The sequence below is a fragment of the Acutalibacter sp. 1XD8-36 genome (genome assembly GCF_009917525.1).
GTDB lineage: Bacteria > Bacillota > Clostridia > Oscillospirales > Acutalibacteraceae > Acutalibacter.
In genome coordinates, this window is record NZ_QZDU01000009.1 from 55,073 (window position 1) to 71,496 (window position 16,424).

A 16,424-nucleotide genomic window follows, 5' to 3' on the forward strand; every position below is an offset into this window, starting at 1 on the left:
TGGATAATGAAGCCGGACCGGCAGCCGTCAGCGGGCAGGATAGAATTGGAGGCCGGAAACCGGTACTTTTTACGCTGGGAGTTTAAGGGCGCAAGGGGAAAATGCGAGCTGCGCTGGTGAAAAATGCAGCTTTCAGTTTATCGGGCAGTTATCCCAAAAAGGGGACTGCCCGGTTTTTGTGCTTTAGCCGGAGAGAATTTATTTGAATAGGACTTGATTTTTGCCTGAAAAGGACGTAAAATCATGTTAAATACGTTTTTTTGGAGGAATAAAGCGACCTATGAACGATCAGCTTTCCGAAAAGATACAGGAGAACCGCCGGGGCTTCTCAAAGAGCCAGCGGGCCATCGCCAGATATTTGCAGGAGCACCCCGAAGAAGTTGCCTTTATGACAGCCTCCCGCCTGGGCTCCACGGTGGGGGTCAGCGAGTCCACGGTGGTGCGCTTCGCCACGGAGATAGGCTACTCCGGGTATCCGGCGATGCAGCAGGCCGTGCAGGAGATGATACGCAACAAAATGACCAGCTTCCAGCGCCTGGAGATGACCTCCAGGAACATACCGCCGGATAAGCTCCTGGACGCCGTGCTGGGGCAGGATATAGACATACTGCGCCGCACAAGGGAGGGCGTGGACAGGGAGGAGTTCTATAGGGCGGTGGACGCCCTGGTGAACGCCAGGAGGGTCTTTGTCTTGGGGGCGGGGAGCTCCCTGGCCCTGGCGACCTTCCTGGCCCACTATATGCAGCTGGTTTTCGACAGCGTGCAGCTCATAGAGGCTACAAGCGAGGCGCAGATACTTCAGCAGATGGTCCATGTGGACAGGGAGGACGCGATAATCGCCATCAGCTTCCCCCGGTACTCCAAGAAGGCTGCAAGGGCTTTGCAGTATGCCTCAAGGCAGGGCATGACGGCTATAGCCATAACCGACAGCACCGCCTCCCCCCTGGCACAGAGCGCCTCACATGTGCTGCTGGCAAGGAGCGATATGGTGTCCTTTGTGGACTCCCTGGTGGGGCCGCTCAGCGTGATAAACGCCCTGATTGTCACGGCGGCTATCCGGAGGAAGAAGGAGGTCATAAATGTGCTGGAGAGGATAGAGGGCATTTGGGACGAGTACGGAGTATATGAGAAGGTGGAGGAGAGGAACAGCTGAGAGACGTTATTATAGTCGGGGCCGGGGCTGCGGGGCTTATGGCTGCGGGCCACTGCGCCGGGCGGGGGCTTGACACCCTGGTGCTTGACAAAAATGAGCTGCCCGGGCGCAAGCTGAGGATTACAGGCAAGGGGCGCTGCAATGTGACGAACAACTGCCCGCCGGAGGAGGTCATCTCCGCCGCCAGGGGAGGCAGGTTCCTCTACAGCGCGCTTTCGGGCTTCACCCCCGGGGATACTATGGCCTTTTTCGAGGGCCTTGGCGTTCCGCTGAAAACTGAGCGGGGACGCAGGGTCTTTCCCCAATCGGACAGGGCGGCTGATATAGCCGGGGCCCTTGCGCGCTTTGCAGGGGGCGCGGAGCTTCGCCGGGAGACGGTAACCGAGGTGCTTGCGGAGAATGGGCATATTACCGGGGTAAGGACGAATAAAGGATATTATAAGGGGAGAAATGTGCTGCTGGCCTGCGGCGGGGCCTCATATCCGGCAACCGGCTCGGACGGGTCGGGCTACAGGCTCTGTGAGAGGCTTGGGCATACCATAGCCCCCATAGGGCCGTCCCTGGTGCCGCTTGTTGAGGCGGGAGAGCTTTGCCAAAGGCTTATGGGCCTGTCCCTGCGAAACGTAGGGGTCAGGGTCAATGCTGCTGGGAAAAGGAAGCCGGTATATGAGGACTTCGGGGAGCTGCTCTTTACGCACTTCGGGCTTTCAGGGCCCACTATTTTGAGCGCCTCCGCGTTTATGCGCCCTATGGAGCCCGGGGCCTATACGGTGCATATAGACTTAAAGCCCGCCCTGGACGAGGGGCAGCTGGACGCAAGGCTCCTGAGGGACCTGGAGGAGAACAGGAACCGGCAGCTGATAAATTCCCTTGACAGGCTCCTGCCCCAGAAGCTGATACCTGTGGCGGTTGAGCGCTCGGGCGTGCCCGGGGAGACAAGGTGCAACTCTATAACCAGGGAGCAGCGAAGGAGCCTGCTTGGGATACTAAAGGACTTCACGGTAGAGATAGAGGGCTTCAGGCCCATTGCGGAAGCGATAGTTACCGCCGGGGGCGTGAGCCTTAAGGAGGTTGACCCCAGGACCATGGGCTCGAAGCTTATAGAGGGGCTGTACTTTGCCGGGGAAATGCTGGACGTGGACGCGCCTACAGGGGGGTACAATTTACAGATAGCCTTTGCCACCGGAAGGCTTGCAGGGGTGAGCATGGGAAAACCGGAGGGAGCAAATGGATAAGGGGCTTTTGGGCCGGGAGGATGTGCTGAGCATTGCCCGGGGGATAGAGTTTATGGGGCCGGAATGCTGGCTGACCTCAGGGGCGGCACTGGTGCTGTTCGGAGTAAGGGAGAACACCCGCGACGTGGACCTTGTTTGCACAAAGGAGCTTGCAGACCGGCTTGAGGCAGAGGGGTACCCCTTCCGCCGGGACGGGCTGGACAATACCAGGATTTTCTCTATAAACGAGTATGTGGAGGTCTTGGAGGACTGGGAGACCGAGGAGGTCGTTGAGATAGAGGGGCTGCGGTCGGCAAGCCTTCTGAGCATAAGGAAGCAGAAGGAGGCTTTGGGCCGGGAGAAAGACCTGAGGGATATCGCCTTGATAGACGGCTTCATAAGGGAGAAGGAGGGGAAGCTATGATTAGGCTTGAAACGCCCAGGCTGGTTATCCGTGACTATATGCCCTGTGACGAGGAAGAATATTATCAGCTCAAGTCCGACGAGGGGGCGATGCTCAAGTACCAGTGGGATATCATGGTACACAGCCGGGAGGAATCCGACAGGGAGTTCGCGGGCATTCTTGAGGACGCTTTGAAGCCTGACAGGAAGTTCTATTTTTTCCGGGTGGAGCTGAAGGAAAGCGGCAGGCAGCTGGGCTCTGTGGGCTATACCGTTGGGGAACGCACACCGGTGGGCAAGCTTGTCCACGCCGGGTACTTCTACTTCCCGGAGTTCTGGGGGCAGGGGTACGGCACCGAGGCCTTTGGGGAGGTCCTGCGCTTCGCCTTTGAGGAGGACGGCGTGTACAGGGTCACTACCGGGTGCCTTCAGGAGAACAGGGGCTCGGAGCGGATAATGCAGAAATGCGGGCTTATAAAAGAGGCCGAGCACGTGGACTGGCAATGGCACCAGGACAGGATGAAGACAAGGCTTGAGTACAGGCTGCTGAAGCAGGAATACCGGCAGCTGAAGGGATAAATGAAGCAAGGGAGAGAGGAACTATGTTTGCTATAGCGATAGACGGCCCGGCAGGGGCGGGGAAATCCAGTGTGGCAAAGGCCGCGGCAAAGGAGCTGGGCTTTACCTATGTGGACACCGGGGCCATATACAGGACCATAGCCCTGTACATGCTGGAAAACGGCGTGGATATTGAGGACCCGGCGGCGGTGACTAAGGCCCTGCCGGGGGTGGAGGTCTCCCTGGAATACGGGGAGTCCGGGCAGCGTACCCTTTTGGGAGGGCGCGACGTGTCCGGGGAGATACGCACCCAGAAGGTATCTATGGCGACCTCCAAATGGGTGGCCCATATCCCGGAGGTCAGGGCTTTTCTTGTGGAGGTCCAGCGGGAGCTGGCCAAAAAGCACAACGTGGTAATGGACGGCAGGGATATCGGCACGGTCATATTGCCCGGGGCCCAGCTAAAGGTGTTCCTCACGGCCTCGGCTGAGGAGCGGGCCAGAAGGCGCACGCTGCAGCTTGAGGAGGCAGGGGAGCAGGCGGACTTCCGGGAGGTGCTCAGGGAGGTAGTCCAGAGGGATAGGCAGGACTCGGCCCAGCTGGATTTGCGCCCTGAGGACGGCGTGATACTTGACACCACTGGCCTTAGCTTCCGGCAGGTGGTGCAGGAGCTCACCTCCATGGCCCGGGGGCGCATGGAGAATAAGGCGGGGGGTAGCGAGTAAATGGCAGAAAAGCGCGGGGCAAGACGGAAGGATTTACTGTACCTTATAGGCCAGTCGCTGCTGGCACTGTTCTACTATCCGGTATTCAGGATAAGCGTCCGGGGCAGGGAGAATATACCGAAGGCCGGGCCGGTGCTCCTGTGCAGCAACCATATGGCAAAGCGGGACCCGGTTATGCTGGGGGTGGCCCAGTGGCGTCAGGTGCTGTATATGGCCAAGGAGGAGCTCTTCCGGGGGAAGTTCCTGGGGGGGCTTCTGAGGCTGCTGGGGGCGTTCCCGGTGATAAGGGGCAGCGGCGGCACGGACGCTCTTGAGAACGCCTATAAGCTTCTTGACGAAAACGGCATGGTGGGCATATTTATCGAGGGCACACGGTCAAAGGACGGCCTGCTGCAAAGGCCAAAGACCGGCGCCGCGCTGCTGGCCTACCGCACCAAGGCCCCGGTAGTGCCGGTGTGTATCACCACCGGGGACGGCGGGCTGCCGAAGATGTTCAAGCGGCATATTATAAATATTGGCAAGCCCATACCTGCAAAGGACCTTAATATAAAAGACGACTCCAGCCTTGAGCTGAGGCGGGCCAGCAGGACTATTATGAAGGAGATAGCGGGACTGAGGGAGGAGACCCTAAAGGAGCTGGGGCTGCCCTCCCAGGCAGGTGAAGACAGGGAGGCGGCCCGGTGAAAATAAAAGTTGCCAAGACCGCCGGCTTTTGCTTCGGGGCAAAGCGGGCGGTGGATATGGTGTACGGCCTCCTGAAAGAGGGGAGGAAGGCGGCGACTTTGGGGGCGCTGCTCCATAACCCACAGCTTGTGGAGGAGCTGGAGTCCAGGGGGGTAAGGGTAGTGGACTCCCCGAAGGACACGCCGGAGGGCCACGTGCTGGTGCTGCGCTCCCACGGAGTGACCGCTGAGACCGAGGAGGAAATAGGCCGGTTGGGGCTGGAATTTTTGGACGCTACCTGCCCGTTTGTTAAAAAAATCCACCACTTGGCCGGGTGTTCCTCTAAGGAAAACAGGACGTTTATCCTCTTCGGGGACCCGGGCCATCCCGAGGTAAAGGGGACTCTAAGCCACTGCAAGGGCCCATATTTTGTGTGCAGGGACCATAAAGAACTGCAAAATCTGCTAAAGAGCCATACAGAGCTCACAAATACCCCCATTGCGGCGGCGGCCCAGACCACCTTCCATATGGGTGAATGGGAAAAATGTTTGGAAACTCTCAAAAAGGTATGTACAAATGCCTCGGTTTTTGATACAATATGTAATGCAACAGCGAAACGGCAGAAAGAGGCGCTGGACCTTGCCAAAAGCTGCGACTGCATGGTGGTCGTGGGAGGCAGGGACAGCTCGAATACGGCCAAGCTCCGCGATATATGCGCGGGGCAGTGTAGAACGTATCTCATCGAGAAGGCGAGCGAACTGCCCACCTTTTCCGCCGGCCTGAGCGTTGGCATAACCGCCGGGGCCTCGACCCCGGCAAGCATAATAAAGGAGGTACTAGTTACCATGGCTGAAGTCAACAGTACGGAACAGAATTTTGAGGAGATGCTTGAGGAATCCCTCAAAAGCATGAATACAGATGAGAAGGTACATGGCGTAGTTGTGGGCATCTCCCCCACAGAGGTCTATGTGGACGTAGGGCGCAAGCAGGCGGGCTTTATCCCCGTGGCAGAGCTCTCCAATGACCCGGCGGCAAAGCCTGAGGACATCGTGAAGATGGGCGACGAGCTGGAGCTGCTCATTATGAAGACCAACGACCAGGAGGGCACCATCATGCTCTCCAAGCGCCGCGTAGACGCCATGAAGGGCTGGGATATTATCCAGACAGCCCTCGACAACAGCGAGATTCTGGACGGCAAGGTCATCGAGGTGGTAAAGGGCGGCGTTATCGTCCTCTGGGAGAGCATGAGGGTGTTTGTGCCTGCCTCCCAGGCTACCGTAAACCGGGGCGACGACCTTAATGAAATGCAGGGCCAGGAAGTAAGGTTCAGGGTCATCGAGGTGGACCGCAAGCGCCGCAGGGCCGTGGGCTCCATCCGCAGCGTTCTCCGTGAGGAGCGCAGGGCTGCCCAGCAGAAGTTCTGGGAGCAGGTGGAGGAGGGCCAGGAGTTCACCGGCAAGGTGAAGTCCCTCACAAGCTTTGGGGCCTTTGTGGACCTGGGTGGCGTAGACGGCATGGTCCATATCTCCGAGCTCAGCTGGAACAGGGTCAAGCACCCCAGCGAGGTCGTGAATGTAGGCGACACCGTAACAGTGTACGTAAAGGGCCTCGACCGCGAGAACGGCAAGATTTCCCTTGGCTATAAGCGCGCCGAGGACAACCCATGGGTGAAGCTGGAGCGGGAGTTCCCCACGGGCACCGTCTGCGAGGCGAAGGTTGTCGGCATGACCGAATTCGGCGCTTTTGCCAGCGTGATACCCGGTATCGACGGCCTTATCCATATTTCACAGATAGCCGACCACCGCATTGACAAGCCCCAGGACGTCTTAAAGGTGGGCGATACGGTGAAGGTGAAAATCACCGACGTGGATTTGGAGCGCCATAGGGTGTCCCTCTCCATCCGCGCGGTGCTGGAGGACGAGCAGGCGGAGGCTGACGCCGCAGCTGAGAACGCTCCCGCCGAGGCGGTAGTTTTCAGCACAGAGGACGCTGCCGTGGCTGAGGAGCCCACTGAGGAGTAATCTAGCGCATGAGCAAATAACAGGGTAGTTAAAGCTGCCCTGTTTTGTGCGTAATATAGGGCTTCGGCCCAGTTACTATAAAGTTTACGGCCCGGCCCTGAAATTTAGGTAATATAGCAGGGGCGGGCTACTGGAGGAAAACAAACATGAGGCGAGTAAAAAAACCGGTATTCTTTGTGGTCCTGGTCCTGATAGCTGCCCTGGTGTACACATCCCTTTTCGGTGTGTACGGCCAGAACGGCGACTTCAAGGTCACCTACCTGAAAGGGGCGGGGGATATACGCTGGGGCATTGACATACGCGGCGGCGTGGAGGCCACCTTCAGCCCTGCGGGGGGGATAACCGCCACCAGCAGCGAGCTGGAGAGTGCCAAGCAGATAATCGAGACCAGAATGGTATCACAGAATATTACGGACTATGAGCTGTATACCGACGAGGCTAATAACCGCATAATCGTGCGTTTCCCCTGGAAGTCGGACGAGGCGGATTTTGACCCGGAGAAGGCAATAAACGAGCTGTCCGCAACCGCCATGCTCACGTTCAGAGAGGGCATGGAGTACGAGACCATGGAGTATGGCGAGGGCGGCAGGGAGATTTACAAGACCCCCAAGGGCACTACAGCCGATACCATCATACTTGAGGGCGCGGACGTTGTCACCGCCCAGCCCGGCGTGCAGCAGGACCAGGAGACCGGCGCGGCCCAGTACGTGGTCCAGCTGGAGCTGAGCGAGGAGGGCAAGGAGAAGTTCTCCGAGGCCACCGGAAGGCTGATAGGGTCGGTCATATCCATCTGGATGGACGATGTGATGATTTCCTATCCCAATGTCCAGTCCCAGATAACCGACGGCAACGCAGTTATCTCCGGCACCTTCACCAGCGAGGAGGCCACCACCCTGGCCGCCCAGATACAGGCGGGCGCGCTGCCCTTTGCGCTGGAGACCTCAAACTTCAACTCCCTGGCCCCAACCCTTGGCAGCCAGGCGCTTTCAGCCATGCTCATGGCGGGGGTTATAGCCTTTATTGTGATAGCCGTGCTGATGATAGTGTGCTTCAGGCTCCCAGGCGTTGTGGCCGTTATCAGCCTGGCGGGGCAGATGGGCATATGCTTTGCGGCAGTGTCCGGCTTCTTCCCCAATATGAATTCCTTTACAATGACCCTGCCCGGTATTGCCGGCCTTATCCTCTCCATCGGTATCGGCGTTGACGCGAATGTTATCACCGCCAGCCGCGTGCGCGAGGAGCTGAACAACGGCAAGACCCTGGACGGTGCCCTAAAGAACGGCTTCCAGAGCAGCTTCTGGGCCATCTTCGACGGCAATATCACCACTGCCATAGTTGCTATTATGCTGATGATGGTCTTCGGCCCCAGCAATATCCTCTCAATGATATTCGGGCAGTCCACCACAGGCTCCATCTTCTCCTTCGGCTTCACGCTGCTGGTGGGCATTATTGCCAACTTCATCATGGGCGTGTTTGCAACCAGGCTCATGACCCTGTCCCTTGCCGCCTTCAAGCCCTTTAGGAACCACTGGCTATTCGGCGCTTCCAGGGAAGGCCGGGAGGCCAGGACAAGGAGCTTTAAGTTCTTCAGCAGCCGCAAGACCTATTACACCATCTCCGCAGTTGTCATTGTGGTAGGGCTTATCGCAAGTCTTGTAATGGGCCCGAAGCTGGATATCCAGTTTGCCGGCGGCGCTATGATACGCTATACCGTTGAGGGCACGGGATATGACAGCGAGTCCATTGCCAGCACTATCTCCGGCGAGATGGGCCTTGACAGCTCCGTGTCTATCAATAAGGATATAACCTCAGGCCAGGACAGTGTGACCGTCTCCTTCGCCGGGAACAAGAGCCTGACCCCCGACCAGCAGTCCCAGGTTGCCGAGGTCCTCAGCAGCGCCTTCGACGAGGCTACCTTCACCCTGCTGGAGTCCAACTCTGTTGACGCCACAATGGGCGCCAAGTTCTTCCAGAAGTGTATGGTATGCTTTGTGCTGACCGCAATACTGCTGCTGGTGTATATCGCCCTGCGCTTTAAGAAGATTGGCGGCCTGTCCGCAGGCCTTACCGCTATAGTGGCGCTGCTCCACGACGTAATCATCGCATTCTGTGTGTTCGTGATATTCGGTATGCCCATCAACGATATCTTTATCGCGGTGGTGCTGACGCTGCTGGGCTATTCGCTGAACAGCACAATTGTTATCTACGACCGGGTGCGTGAGAATAAGCGCAAGCTTGGGCCCCGCGCCGAGTTTGTGAACACAATGAACCTGAGCCTGAACCAGACCCTGGGCCGCACGGTGCTCACCTCCCTTACCACCTTCCTTGCGCTGGTGGTGGTGCTGGCGGTGGCGGGCATCTTCTCCATCAGCACGGTGGTGTCCTTCTCACTGCCGATGATGGTGGGCGTTGTAGCCGGGTGCTTCTCCTCACAGTTCATTGCCCCCAACCTCTTTGCCGCCTGGCAGGTGCGCAAGGCTGAGAGCAGGTAAAGCAAAAAAATCCATAACAAAAATTGCCGCCGGAGTCAAAAGCTCCGGCGGCTTTTTGCTGTATAAATCCTTCGGCGGGGGCGAAAAATATGACAGAGCCTGAAATAGTCAACGCGGTTTAAAAACCGGCATTTACCGGCTTTTAAGTGCGTTTGCTATGACTATAATTCCGGCTTATGAAAGGAGGAGGGAAGCATGAACATTATCGACAGGATAGCCCTGGCGCTGACGGTTATCGGCGGCGTGAACTGGGGCCTGGTGGGTGTGTTCCGGTTTGACCTGGTGGCCTGGATATGCGGCGGGCCTGAGTCGGTTATTTCCAGAATCATCTATACGGTGGTCGGAATCTCTGCCCTTTGGTGTATCGCGCTGCTGTTCAGAGACTGGGACGACGAGAAGGACATGAGCGTGGCCCATAGCGCACGGTAACAAAAAGGCCGGCATAAAAGCTGGCCTTACATAAAATCCAGGAGCTCCGGGGCAGCGGTTCTCAGCCGTCCCAGGGGAGGGAAAGGGCAGAGCTCTCTGTCATAACCTGCCCTCCAGCCACTCAAGCACATCTCCGTAAACCTCTTCCCTGCCAATCTCATTGAGCACCTCATGCCTCATACCGGGATAGAGCTTCAGCTGCACACTATGCACCCCGGCGGCCTGGAGCCAGTCGGCAACCTGCCGCGGCCCGGCTCCGTAGCTCCCCACAGGGTCCTGGTTCCCGGCAATAAGGAAAACAGGCAGCTCTTTAGGCACCTTCCGGGCCCAGTCGGGGGAGCTAATCTCACCAAGGCCGATAAACAAATCACGGTAGCCCGCGGCGGTAAAGGGGAAATTGCTCAGGGGGTCGGCCTCGAAGACCCTGCACACCTCGTCGTCCCTAGACAGCCAGGCCGAACTGTTCACAGGGTTTTCAATCCGCTTATTATACCCGGCGCTGGAGAGCCTGCTGATACGGCGGCCGGTGGAGCGGGGGCCCAGGAGCTTTATCTGGGCTGAGGCGATGGCCTTGCCCAAGGGCACCCCGGGATTTTTGCCCATGGTGCCGCAGATAATACACCCGGCAAGGCGCTGGCCGTAGCGGGTGATAAAGGAGCGGGTGAGGAAGGAGCCCATGCTGTGGCCCAGCATGAAGACCGGCAGGCCGGGGTGCCGCTCAACGGCCTGGTCCATCAGGGCGCAGAGGTCCTTTACAACACACTCCCAGCCGTCATTATCAGCGAAGTGCCCCTTTATCTGGGCCGACCGTCCGTGGCCCGCATGGTCGTTCATATAGACCGCAAAGCCCTTTTCAGCCAGGAACCGGGCGAAATGACTGTAGCGCCCGCTATGCTCAGCCATGCCGTGGGCTATGACTATGACCGCCCTGGGCCGGGAGCTCTCCTCAACCCAGCTTCGGGAGAAAATCTGTCCCCAGCCGCTGGAAGCAGGGCGAAACCATTCCTTTATTTCCATATTTAGACCCTCCTTTGGAATGAGTTTATTTAGATTAAGTGGGCTTATAATAAACTTAGAATAAGTCGATTTAGAATAAATCAAGGACCTGGCAGGGCTTGCGGTAGAACACCTGCTCCAGGGGAGCGCCCGAATCAGACAGGGCTATACCGGGGCTCAGCTCAATGCTGCGGGATTCCCTGGCGCCCCCGAGAAGGACCGCAAGGTCCCCGGCGTCCATGGTGATTTGGGGGGCCGAGGAGGTGCGCTCCACCCTGTTGTCCCTGCCCGGGGCAAAGCTAAGGGCAAAGGTGTCGTTATTCTCGGGCAGAATGCCGTCGGTGACCCTTATTACCAGTTCACCCTCTCCCCTGCATTTGCAGAGCTTTAAGAGGGTCTCCGCATTTACCGCCCTTGCCATGCCGTTGAGCACCGGGATGTACTCCATGGAGGAGAGCTCCGGCAGCAGCGCCGTCAGGTCCATATGCCCGGGCACAGAGAACTCTATGGACTCAAAGTTGGCAATGAAGGAGCTGTACACAAAGCTCAAAAGACCTATAAGGCCCCTTGCGTCTGTAAACAGCAGGGCGTTGGGCAGGCCGAAGTTGGGGTAGCAGATAAGGCTGCTGCCCACCCGGCTGCACACCATAAAGGCCCCGGCCTCGCCCATGTCATCCTGCCAGAGGAATATCCAGCGCTTTGAGGCCAGGGGCTTATCACCCTCCAGGTCCTTGTCGAACACCTCCCGTAGGCAGGAGAAGTTTGTGTCCTCAAAAACTTTGTTATATAGGCGGGACAATGGCGATAAGTCGTCCCCGGGGAAGAGCTGGGCCACAGAGCCCCCAAACTTTGGCAGGCGCTTCAGGTCGGGGAGCTTCACCTTCCAGCGCAGCCACTGGGAGGCGGGGGCAAAGCCAAACTGCCGGTAATAGGAGGTGCTGAAGGGGTACAGGTGAGAGAGGGCATAGCCCTTATCATACATCTCCCGCAGGGCCAGCTCCATGCAGGCCCGTATAGCCCCGCCCCGGCGCTGGGCAGGCAGGGTGGCGACCCCGCCCACGCCGCCCATTTTCAGTATATGGCCGTCAAAGCGCACCTGCTTATTGTTTATGACGATGGAGGCCGCCAGGGGCCCCTCCGGGGTTATGGACGCCCCGTACAGGTCCTCCTTGGGGTCCTCCTTATCGGACGCGGATTTCTCCAGCTCCTTCTCCTGCTCGAAGACCCCCTCAAAGGCCACAGCCATGGCACGGCGGGCCTGCCAGTATTCGGCAGGATTTAATTTCCTTGCAAACATATTATGTCTCCTTTGCGGTATTATTTACAGAAATTTACACATTAAAGCGGAACAGCACGATATCCCCGTCCCCCATAACATACTCCTTGCCCTCTGAACGCACAAGACCCTTTTCCTTGGCGGCTGCCATGCTGCCGCACTCCATCAGCTCCTCGAAGCCTATTACCTCGGCACGGATAAAGCCACGCTCAAAGTCGGTGTGAATCTTCCCCGCCGCCTGGGGAGCCTTTGTGCCCTTTGTGATGGTCCAGGCCCGGCACTCGTCCTTGCCCGCGGTGAGGAAGGAAATCAGCCCCAAAAGGGAGTAGCAGGCGGTTATCAGCCGGTCCAGGCCGGACTCTGAAAGGCCCATATCCGAGAGGAAAAGCTCCTTCTCCTCGGGCTCAAGGCCGGATATCTCCGCCTCTATCTGGGCGCAGATGGGCAGCACAGCCGCGTGCTCCCGCTCGGCGGCGGACTGGACGGCGCTGAAGAAGGGGTTTTGCTCCACGCCATTTTTAAAGTCCTCCTCGCTGAGATTGGCCGCGAAGATTATGGGCTTATTCGTGAGCAGCGATACAGAGCCCAGCAGCTCGGCCTCCTCACTGTCGCACTCAACGCTCCGGGCGGACTGCCCGCCCTCCAGGGCCTCCCGCACCCGCAGGAAGAAGTCGAGCTCAGCCTGGTACTTCTTGTCGGCCTTGAGAAGCTTCCTGGTCTTGTCAATGCGCCGGTCCAGCACCTCTATATCGGAGAGTATCAGCTCAAGGTCGATGGTCTCTATGTCCCGGAGAGGGTCTATACTCCCCTCCACGTGGACTATGTCCCCGTCTTCAAAGCAGCGCACCACATGCACCACCGCGTCAACCTCCCGGATATTGGAGAGGAACTTGTTCCCAAGGCCCTCTCCCTTTGAGGCCCCCCGCACAAGCCCGGCTATGTCCACAAACTCTATGGTGGCGGGGGTGAACTTATTGGGCTGATACATCTCGTTAAGCTTATCCAGGCGCTTGTCGGGGACGGCGACCATGCCCACGTTGGGCTCGATGGTGCAGAAGGGATAGTTTGCGGACTGGGCCCCGGCGTTTGTAATGGCGTTGAACAGTGTGCTCTTGCCCACGTTCGGTAGGCCTACGATACCTAATTTCATTTATACTCACGGCTCCTTATATTTTTAAAATCCCCAATATATAAAAATTATCTATAAAACATATGGGTAATGCACAGATACCCCTAGCTTTTCTCACAAAACCATGGTAAGCTATATAGGCCGGGAAAGCCTTCACTCCCCCAGTATCTCCCGCTGCTTATACTTGGGCAGTCCCCCCAGCACCAGCCCGTAGGACTTGTCCAGCATACTTTTGAGCACGTCGTCGGGCACGGCCCCGTCGGGGTTTACGGAGTTCCAGTGGACCTTATTGGAGTAGTACCCGGGTATTACGTCCTCATACTGCTGGCGGTAGCTCTCGCCCTCCATGGGCTCCAGCTTCAGGTTGATATAATAGGGCTTATCGTTCTCGTCCAGGCAGACGGCGGCGAACATCTTCCCGCCGATATTATAGCGCACCCAGTTCCAGCTCTCCTGCAGGTCCTTGGTAACCCCGGGCTTTCCCAGCAGGTATTCGTCTATCCATCCATACCGCATACAGCACACTCCCAATAGTTTTTGTATGATTATATCAGGAAACAGCGGGGGCTGTCAAGGCGGTAGCGGCAGTATTACATATGAAAGAAGGTAACTTAAATGAAACTGTCCCATCTTCGCACAAACCATGTAAAAACGCCCCTGGGCCTTGCCATGGCCCGCCCGGTATTCACCTGGACTGCCTATGATACCCCGGACAAAAAGCAGGCCGCCGCCCAGGTAAAGCTGAGCCTTGAGGGGGAGACCGTCTTCGACAGCGGCAGGCAGGAGGGTATCTCCTCCCTGGGCTTCGAGGCCCCGGTAGAGCTTCTGCCAAGGAAAAGGTATGACTGGACAGTTACCGTCTGGGGGGATGGCGGGGACACAGCCACCGCGGGCTCGTACTTTGAGACCGGCAAGCAGGACGAGCCCTTTCAGGCAAGCTGGATAGCGGCAGGCCTTGAGGATAAGGAGCGCCAGGCCCTGCTGGCCAAGGACATCAGGCTCTCGGGCAGGGTAAAGAGCGCCCGGGCCTACGCCTGCGGCCTTGGGATATACGAGCTGTGGATAAACGGACAGAAGGCCGGGGACGAGTACCTTCTGCCGGGCTACCACTGCTATGACTTTGCGTTGGAGTACCAGACCTTCGACGTGACGTACCTGCTCCGGGAGGGGGAGAACACCCTGGGCCTGGCCCTGGGCCCGGGCTGGTATAAGGGGGACATGATATTCGACCGCTACCACGACCTGTACGGCGACACCATGCACGCCATCTGTGAGCTGCGGGTCACATATGAGGACGGCTCCGAGGAGGTGTTCGGCACGGACGACAGCTTCAGGGCCTATAAATCCCCTGTCACCTTCAGCAATATCTACGACGGCGAGCACTTCGACGCAAACCTGACGGTTCCGGGGTGGAGCGAGCCCGGGTGCAAGGCAGAGGCCCTCGGGACAGTTATAGTGGAGGAGAAGACCCCCCTGGTCCCAAGGCGGGGGCCGAAGATTGTAAAGAAGCAGGAGTTCGCCCCTGTGGAGATTATACATACCAAAAAGGGCGAGACGGTTCTGGATTTCGGCCAGAATATGACCGGCTGGGTGGAGTTTAACACAGAGGCCCCAAAGGGGGCTGTTGTGAAGCTCAGCTACGGCGAGGTCATGCAGGACGGCTGCTTCTACAGGGACAACCTGCGCACGGCAAAGGCAGAGTATATCTACACCTCCGACGGTGAAAAGCGCCGGGTGCGGCCCCACTTCACCTTCTACGGCTTCAGGTATGTGAAGGTGGAGGGGGTTGAGAGGGTGCGCCCCGGGGACTTCACCGCCTGCCATATCCGCTCGGACATTGAGCAGACCGGCAGTATCAGGACGGATAACCCAAGGGTAAACCAGCTGTTCCACAACGCCCTGTGGGGCCAGTTTGACAACTTCCTGGACCTGCCCACAGACTGCCCCCAGCGGGACGAGCGCCTGGGCTGGACAGGGGACGCGGCTATAATCAGCTCCACCGCCTGCAAAAACATCTATATGCCCGCCTTCTTCCACCACTTCATAGAGAACGTGCGCATGGAGCAGGAGTACCACGGCGGGGCCGTGCCCTTCTATGTGCCGGCCCCAAAAAAGGCCAAGCCCGGCTCTACCGGCATAGACCTGGACCCCGGGGACTTTATGTCCATCCCCGAGGGGGATATGGCCGCCTTTGAGGCCGCCATAGACAAGTACCCGGAGCTTCGGGCCGCCGTGGACGCCCTGCCGGAGAGCGAGCGCATGGACTTTGCTGTAAAGGTGATAACGGAGAACTTCAGCTTTGAGCACGGCAACAAAAACGGCGTGGCTATCTGGAGCGACGTTGCCACCATGATGCCCTGGGCGGTGTATGAGAACTACGGCGACCTGAACCTGCTGCTAGCCGAGTACCCGGTGATGAAGACCTGGGTGGAGCGCATAAGGAAGGACGACATGGCCGACGGCGGCAGGGGCCTTTGGCTTAGAGGACACCAGCTGGGTGACTGGCTTGCTCTCGACAAGCCCGACCCCAAAGACTCGGAGAACCCCTTCGGGGCCACCGATTTACAGTATACGGCAAGCTGCTTCTACTGCTATTCCGCCGAACTCACCATGAGGGCCGCGGGGGCGCTGGGCTATACTGAGGACGAGGAGGAGTACAGGGCCCTCTCCGAGAAGATAAGGGCGGCGGTGACGGCGGAATATTTTAACCCGGACGGCAGCTTTAAAATCGAGGGCACCCAGACCGCCTGCGTGCTGAGCCTGTTCTTCGGCATTTACCCCGAGGGCAAGAAAGAGGCGGTGCTGGGCCAGCTGAAGGCAAGGCTCGAGGCCAAAAACTGGCACCTGGACACCGGCTTCTGCGGCACGCCCTTTTTGTGCAGGGCGCTCTCCGACAGCGGGGCAAATGATATCGCCTACACCCTCCTGCTCAACGACGACTATCCCAGCTGGCTCTATGAGGTGAAGCTGGGGGCGACCACGGTTTGGGAGCGCTGGAACTCCCTGCTGCCCGACGGCACCATAAGCGGCACAGGCATGAACAGCCTGAACCACTACGCCTACGGCTCCATCGTGGACTGGATGTACAGGAACATGGCGGGGCTCTGCCCCGGCGAGGATGGTCCCGGCTATAAGAGGGCCACGATTCGCCCCATGCCGGACCCGAGGGTGCGCAGCGTGGACATGGAGCTGGACACGGCCTCCGGGCTCTACAGGGTCTGCTGGCGGTATGACGGTGATAAGCTGAGCTACCATGTGACTGTTCCCTTTGACTGTACTGCCGATATCATCCTGCCGGACGGGCGCAGGGAGAAGGTTGGAGCAGGGAGCTATGAGTTTTGAGGGGAATAAATAATTATATTTAAT

General features: G+C 58.2%; 14 protein-coding genes. 10 read left to right on the forward strand and 4 right to left on the reverse strand.

All coding sequences use genetic code 11. The annotated features are described in order from the left end of the window. Window positions 1-280 precede the first annotated feature (280 nt). From D5270_RS13090 to D5270_RS13130, 9 genes are all read left to right on the forward strand, one after another. A complete protein-coding gene (locus D5270_RS13090; RefSeq protein ID WP_166544525.1) occupies window positions 281-1,153 on the forward strand; it encodes a MurR/RpiR family transcriptional regulator in 873 nt (290 codons plus the stop codon). An 11-nt stretch (window positions 1,154-1,164) separates the two neighbouring features. Next, entirely contained in the window at window positions 1,165-2,388 is a 1,224-nt protein-coding gene (locus tag D5270_RS13095; protein ID WP_330587533.1) for an NAD(P)/FAD-dependent oxidoreductase, read from the forward strand. Further along, the gene (locus tag D5270_RS13100; protein WP_166544526.1) at window positions 2,381-2,791 is read left to right on the forward strand and encodes a hypothetical protein; all 411 of its coding nucleotides are present in this window, start codon (window positions 2,381-2,383) and stop codon (window positions 2,789-2,791) included. The genes D5270_RS13095 and D5270_RS13100 overlap by 8 nt, the downstream gene beginning before the upstream one ends. Then, the gene (locus D5270_RS13105) at window positions 2,788-3,348 is read left to right on the forward strand and encodes a GNAT family N-acetyltransferase (protein ID WP_166544527.1); all 561 of its coding nucleotides are present in this window, start codon (window positions 2,788-2,790) and stop codon (window positions 3,346-3,348) included. The genes D5270_RS13100 and D5270_RS13105 overlap by 4 nt, the downstream gene beginning before the upstream one ends. Window positions 3,349-3,371: 23 nt before the next feature. Beyond that, the gene (gene cmk / locus D5270_RS13110) at window positions 3,372-4,052 is read left to right on the forward strand and encodes a (d)CMP kinase (RefSeq protein ID WP_166544528.1); all 681 of its coding nucleotides are present in this window, start codon (window positions 3,372-3,374) and stop codon (window positions 4,050-4,052) included. Further along, window positions 4,053-4,736, forward strand: a complete 684-nt coding sequence (locus tag D5270_RS13115; RefSeq protein ID WP_166544529.1) for a lysophospholipid acyltransferase family protein — start codon at window positions 4,053-4,055, stop codon at window positions 4,734-4,736. Then, a complete protein-coding gene (locus tag D5270_RS13120) occupies window positions 4,733-6,736 on the forward strand; it encodes a bifunctional 4-hydroxy-3-methylbut-2-enyl diphosphate reductase/30S ribosomal protein S1 (protein ID WP_166544530.1) in 2,004 nt (667 codons plus the stop codon). The genes D5270_RS13115 and D5270_RS13120 overlap by 4 nt, the downstream gene beginning before the upstream one ends. 146 nt (window positions 6,737-6,882) lie before the next feature. Beyond that, window positions 6,883-9,228, forward strand: a complete 2,346-nt coding sequence (gene secF / locus D5270_RS13125; protein ID WP_166544531.1) for a protein translocase subunit SecF — start codon at window positions 6,883-6,885, stop codon at window positions 9,226-9,228. A gap of 195 nt (window positions 9,229-9,423) precedes the next feature. Then, entirely contained in the window at window positions 9,424-9,657 is a 234-nt protein-coding gene (locus D5270_RS13130; RefSeq protein ID WP_166544532.1) for a DUF378 domain-containing protein, read from the forward strand. Between the two features lie 99 nt (window positions 9,658-9,756). Here the strand turns inward: D5270_RS13130 and D5270_RS13135 are convergent, their stop codons facing one another. The 4 genes from D5270_RS13135 to D5270_RS13150 form a co-directional block, all read right to left on the reverse strand. Next, on the reverse strand, window positions 9,757-10,674 hold the full coding sequence (locus tag D5270_RS13135) for an alpha/beta hydrolase (RefSeq protein ID WP_166544533.1): 918 nt from the start codon (window positions 10,672-10,674) through the stop codon (window positions 9,757-9,759). 70 nt (window positions 10,675-10,744) lie between these two features. Continuing rightward, window positions 10,745-11,950, reverse strand: coding sequence for a GNAT family N-acetyltransferase (locus D5270_RS13140; RefSeq protein WP_166544534.1), 1,206 nt, complete (start codon window positions 11,948-11,950; stop codon window positions 10,745-10,747). 34 nt (window positions 11,951-11,984) lie between these two features. After that, window positions 11,985-13,079 (reverse strand): redox-regulated ATPase YchF, encoded by a 1,095-nt coding sequence (gene ychF, locus D5270_RS13145; protein ID WP_166544535.1) that lies wholly within the window; start codon window positions 13,077-13,079, stop codon window positions 11,985-11,987. 132 nt (window positions 13,080-13,211) lie between these two features. Beyond that, on the reverse strand, window positions 13,212-13,574 hold the full coding sequence (locus tag D5270_RS13150) for an MmcQ/YjbR family DNA-binding protein (protein ID WP_161474432.1): 363 nt from the start codon (window positions 13,572-13,574) through the stop codon (window positions 13,212-13,214). A gap of 99 nt (window positions 13,575-13,673) precedes the next feature. Between D5270_RS13150 and D5270_RS13155 the strand changes: the two genes are divergently transcribed. Continuing rightward, complete coding sequence (locus D5270_RS13155; RefSeq protein WP_166544536.1) at window positions 13,674-16,400, forward strand: alpha-L-rhamnosidase; 2,727 nt, start codon at window positions 13,674-13,676, stop codon at window positions 16,398-16,400. The last annotated feature ends 24 nt before the right edge of the window (window positions 16,401-16,424 follow it).